The sequence below is a fragment of the Desulfofundulus australicus DSM 11792 genome (assembly GCF_900129285.1).
Lineage (GTDB): Bacteria > Bacillota > Desulfotomaculia > Desulfotomaculales > Desulfovirgulaceae > Desulfofundulus > Desulfofundulus australicus.
Genome location: NZ_FQUW01000005.1, coordinates 120,479 through 136,687 on the forward strand (window position 1 = coordinate 120,479; position 16,209 = coordinate 136,687).

Annotated in this window: 11 protein-coding genes; 8 read left to right on the plus strand and 3 right to left on the minus strand. The window is 58.1% G+C overall.

What is annotated here, in order from left to right:
* Nucleotides 1-37 precede the first annotated feature (37 nt).
* Together BUB44_RS01480 and thrC are read right to left on the minus strand one after the other, a co-directional pair.
* Nucleotides 38-1,276 carry an HD-GYP domain-containing protein gene (locus BUB44_RS01480; protein ID WP_073162629.1) on the minus strand — a complete coding sequence of 413 codons (1,239 nt, stop codon included), beginning with the start codon at nt 1,274-1,276 and terminating at the stop codon, nt 38-40.
* Between the two features lie 150 nt (nt 1,277-1,426).
* Complete coding sequence (thrC, locus tag BUB44_RS01485; RefSeq protein ID WP_073162631.1) at nt 1,427-2,926, minus strand: threonine synthase; 1,500 nt, start codon at nt 2,924-2,926, stop codon at nt 1,427-1,429.
* Between the two features lie 202 nt (nt 2,927-3,128).
* On the opposite strand from thrC, the gene glgP reads away from it, so the two are divergent.
* Nucleotides 3,129-5,738: an alpha-glucan family phosphorylase gene (gene glgP / locus BUB44_RS01490; RefSeq protein WP_073162633.1), complete on the plus strand. Its 2,610-nt coding sequence runs from the start codon at nt 3,129-3,131 to the stop codon at nt 5,736-5,738.
* An 88-nt stretch (nt 5,739-5,826) separates the two neighbouring features.
* Nucleotides 5,827-6,861, plus strand: coding sequence for an alpha-hydroxy-acid oxidizing protein (locus BUB44_RS01495; RefSeq protein WP_073162635.1), 1,035 nt, complete (start codon nt 5,827-5,829; stop codon nt 6,859-6,861).
* Nucleotides 6,862-6,995: 134 nt separating this feature from the next.
* On the opposite strand, the gene BUB44_RS01500 is transcribed toward BUB44_RS01495, so the two are convergent.
* Complete coding sequence (locus tag BUB44_RS01500) at nt 6,996-7,490, minus strand: HIT family protein (RefSeq protein WP_027355638.1); 495 nt, start codon at nt 7,488-7,490, stop codon at nt 6,996-6,998.
* Between the two features lie 223 nt (nt 7,491-7,713).
* Here BUB44_RS01500 and BUB44_RS01505 point away from each other — a divergent pair, with 223 nt between their 5' ends.
* The 6 genes from BUB44_RS01505 (at nt 7,714) to BUB44_RS01530 (ending at nt 16,200) form a co-directional block, all read left to right on the plus strand.
* The gene (locus BUB44_RS01505; RefSeq protein ID WP_073162637.1) at nt 7,714-9,981 is read left to right on the plus strand and encodes a CRISPR-associated endonuclease Cas3''; all 2,268 of its coding nucleotides are present in this window, start codon (nt 7,714-7,716) and stop codon (nt 9,979-9,981) included.
* Between the two features lie 15 nt (nt 9,982-9,996).
* Nucleotides 9,997-10,884, plus strand: coding sequence for an SDR family oxidoreductase (locus tag BUB44_RS01510; RefSeq protein WP_073162639.1), 888 nt, complete (start codon nt 9,997-9,999; stop codon nt 10,882-10,884).
* Between the two features lie 247 nt (nt 10,885-11,131).
* Complete coding sequence (locus BUB44_RS01515; RefSeq protein ID WP_157832944.1) at nt 11,132-12,313, plus strand: tetratricopeptide repeat protein; 1,182 nt, start codon at nt 11,132-11,134, stop codon at nt 12,311-12,313.
* 93 nt (nt 12,314-12,406) lie between these two features.
* Complete coding sequence (locus BUB44_RS01520) at nt 12,407-14,494, plus strand: protease complex subunit PrcB family protein (protein ID WP_242655792.1); 2,088 nt, start codon at nt 12,407-12,409, stop codon at nt 14,492-14,494.
* A gap of 219 nt (nt 14,495-14,713) precedes the next feature.
* Nucleotides 14,714-15,193 (plus strand): RNA polymerase sigma factor, encoded by a 480-nt coding sequence (locus BUB44_RS01525; RefSeq protein ID WP_027355641.1) that lies wholly within the window; start codon nt 14,714-14,716, stop codon nt 15,191-15,193.
* A 2-nt stretch (nt 15,194-15,195) separates the two neighbouring features.
* On the plus strand, nt 15,196-16,200 hold the full coding sequence (locus BUB44_RS01530; protein WP_051617729.1) for an anti sigma factor C-terminal domain-containing protein: 1,005 nt from the start codon (nt 15,196-15,198) through the stop codon (nt 16,198-16,200).
* Nucleotides 16,201-16,209: the final 9 nt, after the last annotated feature.

Consider the following 16,209-nt stretch of genomic DNA (forward strand, 5'->3'; position numbering starts at 1 on the left):
AAACACCTGAGAATTACCGCGTTTATCACGCCCATCTTTATCCCAGGGCACAGTGGTCCCCGGCAGTGACCAGGTCACCCCATATTTCTTCCAGCTCCCGCCGGCTGTTAATAAGCACCCCCGCCACATCCCCGTCCAGCATACCCTGCCCGGCCTGCCGGGCAATAATACGCTCTATCTCCGGCCAGGCCATGCCGGACCGGTACGGGCGGTCCTCCTTCAGAGCCGTAAAGATATCACTTACCGCCATAATCCTGGCCCCCGGGCACAACTGGGAACCGGACAGCCGGAAAGGATATCCCTGGCCATTTATTTTTTCGTGGTGGAAGGCCGCCCAGCGGGCCACCGGCAGCTGGTTATCGAAGGGCTTGAGCAGCCAGTAAGTATAGTAAGTATGCTGCTTGACGCGGTTAAATTCCTTTTCGGTTAAGCGCCCGGGTTTCTCCAGAATATCCTCCGGGACGGTCAACTTGCCCAGGTCATGCAGCAGGCCCGCCACCTCCATCAACAGGCAATCCTCGTCGGACATCCCCATGCGCCAGGCCAGGTAGCGGGCCACCGCAGCCACCCCCCGGGAATGGCGGTGGGTGAAAGGGCTCTTGGCGTCGATGACCCGGGCAAAAAGCCGGGCTATGGAAATGAGATCGGCAAGGTCAATGGTGGAAGCGTGCTCCCCCACCAGTTCCAGCAGGTTTTCGGTCAGGCAGGGAGCGGTAATATCCAGCCAGAAGCTTTCCGCCCTGGCCAGCTGCATAAAAATATCCACCAGGTCGGGATCAAAAACTTTTCCCGCAAGCAGCTGAACCTGCCTGATAATGGACTCTTTTTGATCCAGGACGTACTCCCCGTCGTTCAGTAAAACGTCCAGCCGGTCGGCCAGATGAATAATCCGGGCTGCCAGGGGAATACCGGCCTTTATATTCCCGGAAGGATTTCCCCCCTGCCAGCGGTCGTGGTGGGAAAGGATAATTTCAGCGGCAGGTGATAAAACAGCTACATCGGAAACAAACCGGTAACCCCGGTGGCAGTGATCCCAGGGTTGCTGCACGTCGAAAACTTCCAGGGCATCCTTTTCGGGCCAGGTAACCGCCCCGGCATCGTGAATGATGGCCGCTTTAAAAAGGTCAAAACGTTCATCCCCGGACATTCCCGCCGCTTCACCCAGGCGCAGGGCTATCAGGGCCACCCGCTGGTGATGGCGCAGTAAGCCCCGGCGGGTAAAATCCAGGGCCAGGGACAGGTTGACGAGCAGGCGGGCCAGGTCTATGACGGGCATACCCGGTTCCTCCCCACTGGTTGATTAATACACCCGCTGCAACCCCGGGGAACGGCTCGACCGCTGGCCGGCCGGATTGCCAGCGCCGGCGAAGACCTGCTCCAGTTGGAGCGCCGGTTTGCAGCAGACAAAACTTGCCGGCAATCTGCGTTACCGGGTTAAAAGTTCCTGCACCACCCGTTTCATCTCCCCCGGCGCCACAATGAGGGTGTGGCGCACCGGTTTTTTATCCAGGTCCTTCAGCCCCCCGGGTACGGGCATCCCGGTAACCCGGGACAGGATTTCCAGCAGTTCAAACTCCCCTTTCCCCCGTACCGCCTCTTCCCCCAGGATGGCTGCAGCCACGCTTTGATTGAACTTGAAGGGACTGGCCGTGGAGACAAGCACCGTCTTACGGGTATCCCCGGTGGCCTCTAAATAGCGTTCGTAAACATACATACCCACAGCGGTGTGGGTGTCCATCAGGTAACCATATTTCCGATAAACCCGGCGGATGGTTTCCACGGTTGCCGGGTCACCGGCAAAATCGGACCAGAAAACGGACTGGATCTTTTCCAGGGTCTCCCCGTCTACCCGGTAGTGTCCATTTGCCTGCAGCTCCTCCATCCACCCCCGCACCCGCACGGCATCACCACCGGTAACATCATAAAGAAGGCGTTCCAGGTTGCTGGAAATGAGAATATCCATGGATGGGGAGATGGTCCGGTAAAATTCCCTGGTGCGGTCGTAGGTACCCGTGCGGATAAAGTCCGTCAGCACATTGTTGCGGTTGGACGCGCAGACAAGACACCCCACCGGTAACCCCATCCTCCGGGCATAATAGGCCGCCAGGATGTTGCCGAAGTTGCCCGTGGGCACCACAAAATTCACGGTTTCACCGGGCCTGATCTCTCCCCGGGCCAGCAAATCCGCATAGGCGGAAAAATAATAAACTACCTGGGGCACCAGCCGCCCCCAATTTATGGAATTTGCAGAAGAGAAGCGGTAACCCTGGCGGTCGATGGCCTCAATTACGGCCGGATCGGTAAATATTGCCTTCACCCCGCTCTGGGTTTGGTCGAAATTGCCATCCACCGCCACCACATGGACATTGCCGCCCTCCTGGGTGACCATTTGCAGGCGCTGCACCTCACTGACACCCCGGGCCGGGAAAAAGACGATTATGCGGGTGCCGGGCACATCCCGGAACCCCTCCAGGGCGGCCGTGCCCGTATCACCGGAAGTGGCCACCAGGATGGCTATTTCCCGGTCTTCTCCCACCTTCCCTGCCGCCCGGGGCAAAAGCCGGGGTAACAATTGCAGGGCCATATCTTTAAAGGCGCAGGTGGGGCCGTGCCACAGTTCCAGCACGTAAAGGTGTCCATCCAGTTTTTCCAGCGGGGCAACTTCCGGTACGTCAAATTTGGCCGCACCATAAGCACCCTCAACACAATCCCCGATCTCGCCGGGGGTAAAGTCCGTCAGGAACATCTGCAGAATCCGAACCGCCCGCTGCTGGTAAGACATGCCGGCCATCAGCGCCAGCTCACCGGGGTTTACAAAGACTTCCTCTGCGGGCACAAACAATCCCCCGTCGGGAGCGATGCCCAGCCTGATGGCTCCGGCGGCTGTAACCGGTTCACTATTCCCTCTGGTACTCCGGTATAGCATGATCGCAACTCCTCGGCTATAAATTAATACCCCTAATTATTAGCTATAACAGCTCCAAAATCCTGCCCCTTAACGGGAGCATAAAAGGATGATTACTTAAAATTTACCAGGGAAAAGGAAAATTTCTACCCGTGAGGAATACAATACCTGTATCTCAGCGGGCGAAACCGGCTGGGACCAAAATTTTCAGGAGGGTAAAAATATGTATTTTATCCGTACTGTTACGGTGGCCCCCAGGTTGCCGGAAAAAATCTCCCGCCTGGATGAGCTGGCCCGCAACCTCTGGTTCAGCTGGAATCCCCGGGCCCAGGAACTCTTCCGGCGCATCAACAGTTCCCTCTGGGAGGAAGTAAAACACAACCCCGTCTGCTTCCTGCTCAACGTCAGCCAGGAACAGCTGGAAAAAGTGGCCAAAAGCGAATCTTACCTCCTGCTCTACAGCCAGGTAATGGAAGAACTGGACCGGTATTTATCTGCTCCAACCTGGTTCAGCCACCATTACCCCGGGCATGACCATCACGTCATCGCTTACTTTTCCGCGGAGTTTGGTATTCACGAATCCCATCCCACCTATTCCGGGGGGCTGGGATTGCTGGCCGGTGACCACTGCAAGTCGGCCAGCGACCTGGGCCTGCCTTTCGTGGGGGTTGGCCTGCTCTATAAAAGCGGCTATTTCACCCAGCGCATCAACCGGGAAGGCTGGCAGGAAGCCCATTACCCCCGCTTGAATTTTTACCAGATGCCCATCACCCCCGTTACCAACCCCGACGGCAGCCCGCTTTATGTTCCCGTGGAACTACCCGGCCGGACCGTCTACCTGAAAATATGGCGGGTACGGGTGGGGCGGGTACAGGTTTACCTCCTGGATGCCGATGTGACCGCCAACAACATGGCCGACAGGGCCTTAACCGGCCAGCTCTATGGCGGCGACCGGGAAACGCGTATATGCCAGGAGATCCTGCTGGGCATCGGGGGTGTCCGGGTACTGCGGGCCCTGGGCATCCACCCTTTGGCCTGGCATATCAACGAAGGCCACGCCGCCTTCCTGCTCGTGGAAAGGATCCGGGAGCTGGTCCAGGCGGGAGTGCCGGTTAAGGCCGCCGTGGAAGCGGTCCGCGCGGGCACCCTGTTCACCACCCATACTCCCGTTCCGGCCGGACATGATGTGTTCAGCGCTGAAATGATCGATAAGTATTTCAGTCACCTGTATAATCAGCTGGGTATGACCCGGGAAGATTTCCTGGCCCTCGGATGGGATGAAGAGCAAAAGGTATTCAACATGACCCTCCTGGCCCTGCGCCTTTCCAGCTACTGCAACGGGGTCAGCCGGCTGCACGGCCAGGTGACCAGGCGCATGTTCCGCCGCTTTTACCCCGGCATACCCATGGAGGAGATACCCATTTCCTCCATCACAAACGGCGTGCACATCAACAGCTGGCTTGCCCCGGAGCTGCAGGAACTGTTTGACCGCTACCTGGAAGACGGCTGGCGGCAGAACTGCTGCCACCGGCAGACCTGGGAACGGGTTTCGGCTATCCCGTCCGAAGAACTGTGGGAGGTACACTGCCGGCTGAAAGCAAAAATGGTCCGCATCGCCCGGGATAATCTGCGCGGCCAGCGCCTGCGCAACCAGGAACCGGCCTTGAGGGTCCGGGAGGTAGAGCAATATCTGGACCCCGGAATATTGACCATCGGCTTTGCCCGCCGGTTTGCCACCTATAAAAGGGCCAACCTGCTCCTGCGGGATAAGGAGCGCCTGGCCCGGCTGGTAACCCACCCGCAGCATCCCGTGCAGTTTATCTTTGCGGGCAAGGCCCACCCGGCAGACCGACTGGGACAGGAACTGATCAAGCAAATTTACGAGCTGACCAACCAGGAACCCTTTAAAGGACGGGTAGTCCTCCTGGAAGACTACGATATAGCCCTGGCCCGGTCTTTACTGCAGGGCGTGGATGTGTGGCTGAACACCCCCCGCCGGCCCCTGGAAGCCAGCGGTACCAGCGGCCAGAAAGCAGCCTTAAACGGGGTGATCCACTGCAGTATTCTTGACGGCTGGTGGCCCGAGGCCTACGATGGGGAAAACGGCTTTGCCGTGGGAGAAGCAAGAGAATACCACGATGACGAAACCCAGGACCGGGACGATGCCCACTCCCTCTTTGCCCTCCTGGAAGAAACCATTATTCCCATGTATTACGACCGGGACCAGAAGGGAATTCCCCGGGCCTGGATCGAGCTGATGAAACGGTCCCTGCAAACCATCCCGCCCTTTTTTAACACCGAGCGGATGGTGAAAGAATACTGCCAGCAGTATTATGTGCCGGCCATGGAGCGGAACCTGCACCTCAGCCGCAACGGCTGCGAAAGAGCACGGCATTTAGCCTCTTTTAAAGAAAGGCTCAGGGAAAACTGGTCCCTGGTGCATATCGAATCCGTAAAGGCCGGGGAAACCCGGGCTCTGGGCGTGGGCGAACCGCTGCCCGTTGAGGCCGTGGTATGGCTGGGCCCCCTTACCCCGGAAGAAGTCATGGTGGAGATAGTATACGGCAGAGTGGATGATAAATGCCCCGAAAGCTTTGAACATATGCCCGGAGCCTTCTGCCTGATTGATTCCCATTCCAACGGGCAGTTGAGCAACATAAACAGGACACCCATGACCGTGGCGGAGCAAACATCCACAGGGGCATACCTTTACCGGGGCAACCTCATCCTGCCCCAGGGCACCATAGGTTTTACTGTCAGGGTCCGCCCGGCCAGCGACGGCTTTGCCCATATTTTCGAGCTACCCCTGGTTGCCTGGGCCCCGCAATTTTAACCCGCAATTTTAAAAAGCAGGAAAAAGAAAAAGAAAGGTGAATTAAACAATATGGTCTGATCACTTGAAGACAGGAGGTATTGCTGTTATGAACTGGAACGAACTGCGGGAAGCAGCCCGGGAAAAATTGAAGGGGTACTGCCGGGTATGCCCTAACTGCGACGGCCGGGCCTGTGCCGGGGAAGTTCCCGGGATGGGCGGAACCGGCACCGGGGCATCCTTTAAGGCAAACATAGAGGCCCTGGCCCGTTACCGCCTGAACCTGCGCACGCTCCACGGGGCCAAAAATCCCGATACCACCCTGACCCTGTTCGGCAAAGAACTTTCCACGCCCATTCTTGCCGCACCCATGACCGGCGTCAGCTATAACATGGGAGGCGCCCTCACCGAGCGGCAGTTTATCGGTATGATCATGAGCGGTGCCCGCCAGGCCGGCACCCTGGGCATGTCGGGGGACGGCGGCGATCCGGAATATTATAACGCGGGCCTGGAAGCCATCGCTGCCGAAGGGGGACACGGTATCCCGGTAATTAAGCCCCGGGAGCAGCAGGCCATCATCGAGCGCATCCGCCGGGCGGAAGAAGCCGGTGCCCCGGCAGTGGGAGTGGACGTGGACGGCGCGGGTCTGGTAACCATGGCCCTGTTCGGACAACCGGTAGGACCCAAAACGGCCGATGAACTCAGGGAACTGGTCAGCGCCACCCGCCTTCCCTTCATCGTTAAGGGCATTATGACCGTGGACGAAGCCGAACTGGCGGCCGATGCAGGGGCGGCGGCCATCGTGGTCTCCAACCACGGCGGGCGCATTCTGGACCATACTCCCGGAGCGGCCGAGGTGCTGCCGGCCATCGCCCGGGCAGTAAAAGGCCGGGTGACCATTCTGGCCGACGGCGGCGTCCGTTCGGGAGCAGACGTTTTGAAGCTGCTGGCCCTGGGAGCCGATGCGGTGCTGGTGGGCCGGCCCCTGGTAATCGGAGCTTTCGGCGGCGGTACCGAGGGAGTTAAATTTGTCCTGGAAAAACTAACCGGGGAACTGAAACAGGCCATGATCCTCACCGGATGTGCCTCATTAAGCGATATCGATGAAAGGGTGCTCCGTCCCTACCCGGGAATGGAATATTAATATGCTCCGGAAAGCGTCGTACCCGAAGACGCGGATAAATTGAACATGGAAAAGAAAGTGCGCTGGTTCCCCCTGCTGCCGTACCGCACCAGGCCTTCCCCCGGAACCAGCGCACTGCCTTTTAAGTGCGGCTCTTACCTCAGATCTTTTTTCCCGGCCAGGGCTTCTTTAAGCTTGCGGTAGGTGGTGTCCAGGGCTTCGGAAATAACCCGCACGTCCCCCAGAACAGGCATGAAGTTGGTATCCCCGGCCCAGCGGGGCACCACGTGAATATGGAAATGGCCCGGCACACCGGCACCGGCAATACTGCCCAGGTTGACCCCGATGTTGAAACCGTCGGGGTTAAAGGCCGCCCTCAAGAGGGAAACCGCCCGCTGGGTCATCTGGCCCAGCTCCAGCAATTCCCCATCCGTAAGTTCTGTCAATTCACCCACATGCCTTTTAGGAGCAATCAACAGATGCCCGTTGGTATAAGGATACAGGTTAAGCAGCACAAAGGTCTCCCGCCCCCGCAGGAGCACGTAATTGGCCTCATCTTCCGTAGAATGCAACTTCTCACAAAAAATACAGCCATCTCCTTTTTGCTTGCCGACGTAGACCGTTCGCCACGGTGCCCAGATCCGTTCCAAGCCTTGATTCCTCCCCTTCTCCTCCGGAGTGAGATTTGTTTTCTTCTTCCGCATGCCCGGACTTAGTTTTTCGGTTTTTCGTTCCTCAATTCCTTCCCGGAAACAATCATGGCGGGGTAATTTCTTCAGAATTATTTGTTCCACGAAACCGGCGTATCAACCTTGTTTTTCTTCTCCTTTATCGAGTAAGATGAAATTAAAAATTTAAGTCAAGGTGTTGCTCATGCCTTTCCCCCTCCTGGCCAAAAAACGCGCGGGCATGGAAGTATATCAAACCCTCGCCGGCCACACGGAAGACGCCCTGATTGTTCTGTCCCGTTACCTGCGGGAGCACCGCCCGGCGGTGCAGAGGTTGATGAACGAGCAGGAGCTACCATTTACCCATTTTTGCCAGATCCTTTTTTGCGCCCTGTTTCTGCATGATATCGGCAAGGCCACCCGGGAATTTCAAGAACGGCTGATGAAAGAGGAACTGAGCCGGGAGCTTTCCCATACCTTCTTCAGCCTGCCCCTGGTGGAAACGGATCTGCCGCCGGAATACAATCTCCTGGTCAGGATCCTGGTGCTTACCCACCACACCCAGCCTTTCAACCACCTTTATTCCAGCTTCGAACTGCTTCCCCGGGTAAACTACCTGACCGAACAGATAAAAGACTACCTGCAAAACTACCGGGACCTGTATAACCGTTACTTCAAGGACATCTTTCCCCTTTCCGCCCGGCCGGTTTTCCGCCCCCCCGCCTGGATTACCGGAGCCGGTTTAAGGGAAAAACTGCAGGAGGAAGTGGCCCGGCTGCAGCAGGGGGTTGAACTGTGGGGAAACGCCGCGCGAACCAAAGCCCTGTATTGCTTCGCCATTACCCTTTTAAAATACTGCGACAGCCAGTCCAGCCGGGCATTTCACCGGGCCCGCCTGGCCGGCGGCACGGTTTGCGGATCAATATTAGGGAGCGAAGTTAATACACAGGACGGGAATTCACAACCCCGTCACCCCGGGCCGGCTGACAACCGCCCGGCCTTTAACCGGCCAGCTCCTGTAGCGGCGGTTAAAACAGCCGGTGCTGCATCTGGCGATGGGTTTTTGCTGCTCCTGGCACCTCCCGGCTCCGGGAGGCTGACGCTGGCCCTGGCCCGGGCCGCTTCCCTGGGGCGGGAAAGATGCCGGGAAAAACTGGTCTGGATCTGCCCGGGACAGATCGCCTCCGGCTTCACCCGCCGCCGGCTGGCCCGTTTCTTTGGCGCGGAACAGGTGGCCCTGGTTCACGCCGCGAGTTATTACGGGAACGACCCCCACTCCTGGGGGCTGCCCCCGGAAACCAGCCGTTTCAACGGTACGGCCAGCAATTCCAGGGAAAGCATTTTTGCCTGCCCGGTAACGGTGGCCACCCTGGATCACCTGGTTTTTTCCCTGGTCCATGGATTACGGCAGGCCGATTACATCCTGGGCAACCTGATGCAGGCGGTGGTAGTTATCGACGGGCTGCCCGAGCCGGCAAGCCCGGCCTTTCCTTACGCCCTGGACGCCCTGGCCCTGCTGCGGAAAATGAAGGTCCCCCATCTAATTCTTGATACGGTAATGGCCCCGGCATTAAAAAAATACCTGGAGGGTGCGGGTTATGTGGTGGATGATCACGTTTCCGGGCACAACGGGCCTCTCTTTGAGCTGATACGCTGCCGGGACAAACAGCCGGAGCTGATCCGGGAATACTACCGCCTGGGCTTCAGACAGGTGGTCCATGCCCCGTCTGCCCGAAAGGCAAGGCAAATCGCCCGCCAGCTCAAATCGGCCCTGCCCGGGTGCCCGGTTTTCCTTTATCATTCCCTGTTCACCCACGAAGACCGGGAAAGGCTGGAAAGAGAAATAATGTCCCTGGGGGAAAAACCCGGCCCCTGGTTGTTAATAACCGGTGGAGATATTGATCCCGCCGGGCCTCCTCCATGCGATGTCGTGCATACGGGGAGTACCGGCCCCACCATTCTGCTGCGGCACAGTTACCCCCTCTGGCGCACGGATACCGACCCGACACGTCTGGAGAGCAGGAACAGCGGCAGCCCTGGACCCGGGGTGCTGGTGCTTCACTCTCCCCCGGAACTCGCGCAACCTTTGCCCGTTACCCCGGGCTTCCTGGAAACCATCCTGGAAGAGGAATACGTGCAAAATAAACACCTGCCCACCAACCTGGAAGAAATATTCCGCGCCTGTACCCTGTTCGGCCATTCGCCCCGGGAGGTACGCTTCGACCCATCCCCCCTGGTAAGCCTGTGGCCGCCCCGGGAGCGGTTAATCGACGTCATCCCGGCTGTATTGTGGCGGGAGGAGCTTTTTGCCCAACCGGCTGCCGCGGGGGGACTAAAAGTTAAGGTGCCTGCCGAATGGTTCTTCCAATATCCCCGCTTATTTTCCACCCTGGACACATCCCGGGAAAAGATCATCCTCTGTCACCTCGCTTACAGCCGGGAATGCGGGCTGGAGGAGCCGGAAAATCGATAATGGAGGTGGAAACACATGATTCTGGTTACCGGAGCTACCGGTCTGGTGGGCCGGCACATTGTCCCGGCACTGGTGCAGGCGGGTTACCGGGTGCGCTGCCTGGTGCGGAACAGGGAAAAAGCCCGTTCCCTGCTGGGTAACGAGGTTGAGTTTTATACCGGGGATGTTACCGACCCCTCTTCCCTGGATGAGGCCTGCCGCGGCGCCGGGGCAGTGGTCCATCTGGTGGCGGTAATCCGGGAAAAGGGGCCGGTTACCTTTGAGAGCGTCAATGTCCGGGGCACGCGCAACATGGTTGTCGCCGCCGCAAGGGCCGGATGCCGGCGTTTCGTCCACATGAGCGCCCTGGGTGTACGCCAGGACCCGGCCTACCGCTATGCCTATTCCAAGTGGCTGGGTGAAGAAGCCGTGCGCCGGAGCAGCCTGGCCTGGACCATCTTCCGTCCTTCAGTGCTCTACGGCCGGGGTTTCGGCTTTTTCGACCGCATGGACCAGTCCTTAAGGATGAGCCCTCCACCCTTTGCTCCGGTCCCCGCCGCATCCTCCCGCTTTCAACCCCTGGCCGCCGAAGATCTGGCCCGCTGCGTCGTCCTCGCCCTGAACAACCCGGCTTCCACAGGACAAACTTACGAAATCGGGGGGCCGGAGCACCTGACCTACGGCCAGATGCTGGATACCTGGCTGGCCAGCCGGGGCCGGCGGCGGATCAAACTACCCGTCCCTCTGGCCCTGATGCGCCTTGTGGTCCCGGTTATGGAACGCCTGCTGCCCGATCCGCCGGTAACTTCCGTGGAGTTAAAGCAAATGGAGCTGGACAATATTACCGACCCGGAGGCTGTAGAAAAATATTTCGGTTTTAAACCCAGGACCCTGGCGCAGGGGCTGGCGGAGCTGCAATCTTAAAGTGAAACAATTTGCAGGGAGAAGAGCTAAGACAGCAATTAAAAATTTTGATACCATTGCCAGACCAAAATCGGGGCGTTATTTACACTAATTTTTTCTCTTAAACGGTATTTTATATGATAACGCCATCTGGTCCCCGCCGGGGGATTATACCAGGGGCTTTTTTCTTTTGGGGAACTTATTGCAGGCTCAATCAGTCCAGATATACAGGGGATGACAAAACACTAAACATAAAGGGATGGTGACCATGCGCAAGAAAATTGTGCCCCTTTTTATTGCGGGATGTCTATTCCTCAGTGCCTGCACCCACTTCCCTACCCCCGCGGCATTGATCAAGCCCCCGGGAGCGGGCGCCGGCACTGCCGCTGAAAAGAAGGCGGAAAATCAAAATGACCTGCTTAAGATTGTGCAGACCTTTTTACCCACCGGCGCGCACCTTTTAGCCCCGGAACCGGCGGGAACCGTGGACCAGAGCACCCGGAAACTGGTGGAAACCGGAGACTTAAACCATGACGGTCGGCCGGAAATTATTGCCGGTTACCGTACGAGCCAGGGCAGTGCGGGGGTGCTGGTGCTGGAAGAAAAAAGTGGCGGGTGGGCAAAGTTATGGCAGGAAGAAGGCGGATATAGTTTGGAACGGCTGCAGCTGGCCGACATTACCGGTGACGGCCGGGATGAATTGCTCATCGGCTGGGCCATTGGCGCCTCGGCGGGCAACGGCCTGGACATTCTGGCCTGGCAGGATGGGAACCTGAAAAAAATTGCCGGCACGGGTTACCACCGCCTGGAAGTGAAGGATCTGGCCGGTGCAAAACGTAAGGACGGCCGGCAGGAACTGGCCGTCTGGGTCAAGGACACCGGTGATGCCATGGCCGTAGATGTGCTGCGCTGGGATGGGAAAAACTTAATCCCCGCTGAAGATGTATACCCCGCCTATTTCCCGGTGGTGGTTGATTACTACCGGGAGAAGGTGCGGGAACACCCGCAGGCCAGCTTTTACTGGTACTACCTGGCGGACGCCCTGGTCAAGGTGGGAGAATACCGGCAGGCCCTGGAAGCAGCCGAAAAGGGAATAGCAGCAAATAAGGAAAATCCCCCTTCCATGTACGGCTTCCAACTGGTTAAAGCACGGGCTTTAGCCGGCCTGGGAAGCTACAAGGAGGCTGCTTTCACCTACCGGGAAATCGTCACCGCGGGTGAAAAAAACCTCCCCCGCCCGCAAGCAAACACCGGAAAGGACTACGAAACGCCGGGTTTTATAGGCGCCCATCTCTCCCCCCGCATGGTGGCCGTGGCCTGTTATGAAGCGGGTGAGGTCTACGCCAGGCTGGGACAGAAACAAAGAGCTGCCGATTATTTCCAGAAGGCCCTGCTCTACCTGCCCGGCTGGGATAAGCCCCGGCAGGCCCTGAAAGACTTAAACAATTAAGAATTCAATAGCCTGATGCTTTCTTAATCCGGAACCATTAAATGAAAATGATATTTAATTAACCAAAAAATATCAAGATGGGAGATGACCGGAGTGGACGTTAAGAAAACCTGTAAATACATTGCCGCCTGCCTGCTCCTGGGAGCGGCGCTGGTAACCGGTGCGGCCGGCTGCGGGCAGGAAGCGGGAACCCGGAAAACCCCTTCGCAACAGGCGCAGGAAAAGGAACGGGATGCCGCCGCCCGTTCCCGGCAGCTTTTCAACCTGTATAAAATGGACGGGGAAAAGGCGCTGGCTGCCGTCGACGAAGTTTATCATAGCCTTGCCTCGGAAAAGGAAAAAGCAGGCTTTATACAGGAAGCCGGCAACGCCGCCCGCTGGTCGTTAAAAGGCACCGCCAGGGATGCAGTCGTTCAGTGGCTGTGGAAAACGGCCGAAACGGACTCCCTGCCCTCCATCCGCCAGCAGTGCCTTTACACCCTCTATCAACTGGGGGTAAAGGAGGCCCTGAATAAATTCGTGGAAGATACGGACAAAAACGGAATGGCTGCTTGGCCAGTTGGAAACGACGATGCGGGTTTTAGCCGGCTGGACTGGCAGTTCCTGAAAGAGGCAGTCGAAAAGTACCCGCAAAGCTACCTGGCGCGGGGTATTAAGGCCTACGAAGAAGTACGGGGCGAACCTTACTTTGAGCTGGCGCGCCGGGAAAAATATCAAAAGGACTGGGGAGTGTATTCTTACGGCGATGAACAATACGATCCAGAGCGGGAGATCCCCGGGTGGGAAAAATTTTTGCAGGAATTCTCCCGCCACCCGGCCGCTGACGACGCCGCCTACCGCCTGGCCCGCTGTTACGAAATAGAGGGGCGCTGGGCCGAGGCCCTGAACATGTTACAAAAAGCCCGCACCTTGCCCGACGGGGATATGCGTTACCACGCTTCCGGCCGTCTGGTCTATGTCCTGGATGTGCGAATGACTTATGAGCAGTTAAGGGAACTGCCTTTGCAGGACCTGGATCCGGCTTTACGCCTGATGACCTCCTATTCCCTGGGCGTCAAGCAAATCCGGCGGGACGACTACCGGCAGGCAGCCGGTGCACTGGAAGAAATGCTAAGAAAATATAAAGAGGAGGGGAAACCGGCCAGCCAGGAACTCTTACCATATACAACCGCCGCCTCCCCATACGATTTCTGGGGCGCCGTGGAGAAGCAACTGGCCAGGGTGAAAGAGCTGGCCGGTCGCAAAGAACAGTGGGAAAAAACCCGGGATCCCGCCCGCCTGTACGACCTGGCGGCGGCCATCTACCACGACCAGCTCCTCTACTACAACCACCTCTGGGCGGGGGAGCGACAGTGGTACAACTGGCTCGGTTATATCAACGCCACCGCCTCAGGCCGGGCGCCGGCGGAAATGGCGGCCTTTGCCCGGGAAATGATCAACTACAACCACAGCCTGCCGTTTTTCCGGCAGGTTTACAGCCACCCCGCCTCCGGGCCGGAACTGAAGGCAAAGGCGCTTTACTCCCTGGGTTTATGTTACATCGGCCTGGACCAGTGGGGCCAGGATGCCTGGTTTGCCTTTACCCCCTCGGAAGTGAGACAAAAAATAATCTCCATCTACCGGCAGTTCCTTAATGAATATCCGGATAACTCCATGGCCGACGAGGCCCTGCTGGTCCTGGGCGCCTACACCGGGGACGCCGCTTATCTGGAAAGGATCATTCGCGAGTATCCCCGGGGCGACGTGGCTGACAAGGCGCAAAAACTCCTGGAGAAAATGAAATCACCTTTTTACGTAAACACACGCCCTTACGGGTCGGCCATGCCCTATAAGGTACTGGTTGACGGAGATGCCGGGAATCCATGGGGCGCTCAGGATGCCATCACCATCCCCGGAGAAGTTAAAAAGTGGGCGATGGAGAACAGCCGGCGGCCTTTCACGGGCTCGCTGACTTCCGGGCAGTGGCGCTACATTTTCATTGCGGCCGGAGAAAAACCTACCGCCGGCTACAGGGTGGAGATTACCGGCATCCACGATGATGGCCGGGGTAAAATAACGGTGCATTACCGGGTTGCCGGCCCGCCACCCGGTAGCGTGGTAGCCCAGGTAATCACCCACCCCTGCGTGCTGGCCCGCATTCCGGCAGGCGACGCGGCGCTGGAGTTTCGGGAGGAGAGTTGATGAGCACGCAACGCCCGACCGGCACAATATAAGGCACCTTTGGACCCCGACGGAGAAAACCAGGACCCCCCCTGTGATATAGCAGGGGGTGCGTTTTTTTGTAACCTTTCCTGGTTGTCCACCGTCTTTATAGGCGAAAAAGAATTCTTTTTCACTAAAACCCCGTGCCGGATGCCATCGGGCCGGCCGGCAAAACAATTCCTGAAGGAGAGGGGCCCCTTGTGGCAGGAATTGTACCGCTTAATTTTCCGCTACTACAGCGGCCTGGGACTTTCCCGGGAAGATGTCGAGGATCTGACCCAGGAGACGCTGGTGGCGGCCTACCTCCACCTGGACGGGGTGCGGCCGGGAAAACTAAAAGCCTGGCTTTTAACCGTCGCCCGCCACAAGTACATTGACTGGCTGCGCCGCTCCCCCAAAGGGGTGGTGCTGGTCAATTTTCCTGCGGCAGAGCTTGCGGACGGAACACGGGGACCGGAGGAAGACGCGCTCGCCGGGGAGACCCGGGAGGCGGTGGCGGCTGCGCTGAACCGCTTGAGCCCCCCGGAACGTACCCTGCTGGCGCTGAAGTACAACCTGGGCCTGAGCACGCAGGAAATAGCCTCCGTCCTGAAAATAAAGCCCGGAACCGTCAAGGTAAGGCTTTTCCGGGCCAGGCAAAAGTTCAAAGAGGAATTCATCAAGCTCTGGGAGGGCTGATCATGACCGAAAAAAATTTTAACATGAGCGAAAAAGAAAGTGAAACTTCAGGAGCACCGGCCGGGAATACGGAAGAACAATCTTTATGGGATGAGCGGCGCTTTTTGCGCCGGGTGCGGTGGCACAGTGCCCTGCGCACGATACTGATTGCCCTGGGAGTGATGGGAGTAAGTTTCGCGCTCCTGTTCATATGGACCAGGCACCTCCTGAACGTACAGGGAAACCGCATCGACAGTTATTACCCCGACCTGGTCCGGTACAGCACACCCAATACCATCGCCATCCGCGGCTCCTGGCAGGATGTGGGCTGGCTGGGGCAGCAAAGGGAATACTACCTGGTCCGGATGGTGGGCAACCGCCCCGTTTACGTAGGCACCACCAGGGTGGAATACCAGGTTTGGGGCGGGGAAATGTTCTGGGAGCCCGACCACACCGTACTGCAGGTGGGCGGCCGGGAATACCTGCTGCCCGGCGCAGTCCCGCGGCTTAGGTTTTTCCATCCGGCGGTAACCCACGACCAGCTTCCCCGCCAGTTTGACCGCCTGAAAGACATACCCGCCGGTAAAACGGTAGAAATGGCCCTGTCCTTTAACCGCCTGCTGACCAGGAAGGAGATGTTCGCCCTGCTTCCCAGGGGGGTGGAGCCGCTCTGGGGCGCCATTTCCGCCTACAGCAGTGAGGAAATTGAGAAGGCGGGCAGGAAAAACCCCTCTGCGGCATACAGCCTGGCCCACCGGCTGGTGGGCCTGCCCCTGGGTGGGTTCCCGGACGGGGAAGGCGCGGAGTTCAGGTTTACTGAAGAAAAATTTCCGGCCGAATTGCAGCGTCTAAGCAAGATTCCCAGCTATTCTTCCCAGCTGCTCGGGCGTACGGCCGATTATCTGCAGAAAAATGGTATCCGCTACTACGGCCTGGTGGTTTGCGGCAAACCGGCCGATCTTTTAAAATTACAAAATAACCCCATGGTTTCTGCAGCCGTTCTGGGAGCGGTCGCAGACATGGAGTAACCCGAAAAC

Excerpts from the sequence above, each read along its gene's own strand:
- BUB44_RS01530 (WP_051617729.1), top strand. The coding sequence starts at position 15,196 with ATGACCGAAAAAAATTTTAACATGAGCGAAAAAGAAAGTGAAACTTCA.
- BUB44_RS01495 (WP_073162635.1), top strand. The coding sequence starts at position 5,827 with ATGAACTGGAACGAACTGCGGGAAGCAGCCCGGGAAAAATTGAAGGGG.
- thrC (WP_073162631.1), bottom strand. The coding sequence starts at position 2,926 with ATGCTATACCGGAGTACCAGAGGGAATAGTGAACCGGTTACAGCCGCC.
- BUB44_RS01510 (WP_073162639.1), top strand. The coding sequence starts at position 9,997 with ATGATTCTGGTTACCGGAGCTACCGGTCTGGTGGGCCGGCACATTGTC.
- BUB44_RS01515 (WP_157832944.1), top strand. The coding sequence starts at position 11,132 with ATGCGCAAGAAAATTGTGCCCCTTTTTATTGCGGGATGTCTATTCCTC.
- BUB44_RS01480 (WP_073162629.1), bottom strand. The coding sequence starts at position 1,276 with ATGCCCGTCATAGACCTGGCCCGCCTGCTCGTCAACCTGTCCCTGGCC.
- glgP (WP_073162633.1), top strand. The coding sequence starts at position 3,129 with ATGTATTTTATCCGTACTGTTACGGTGGCCCCCAGGTTGCCGGAAAAA.
- BUB44_RS01505 (WP_073162637.1), top strand. The coding sequence starts at position 7,714 with ATGCCTTTCCCCCTCCTGGCCAAAAAACGCGCGGGCATGGAAGTATAT.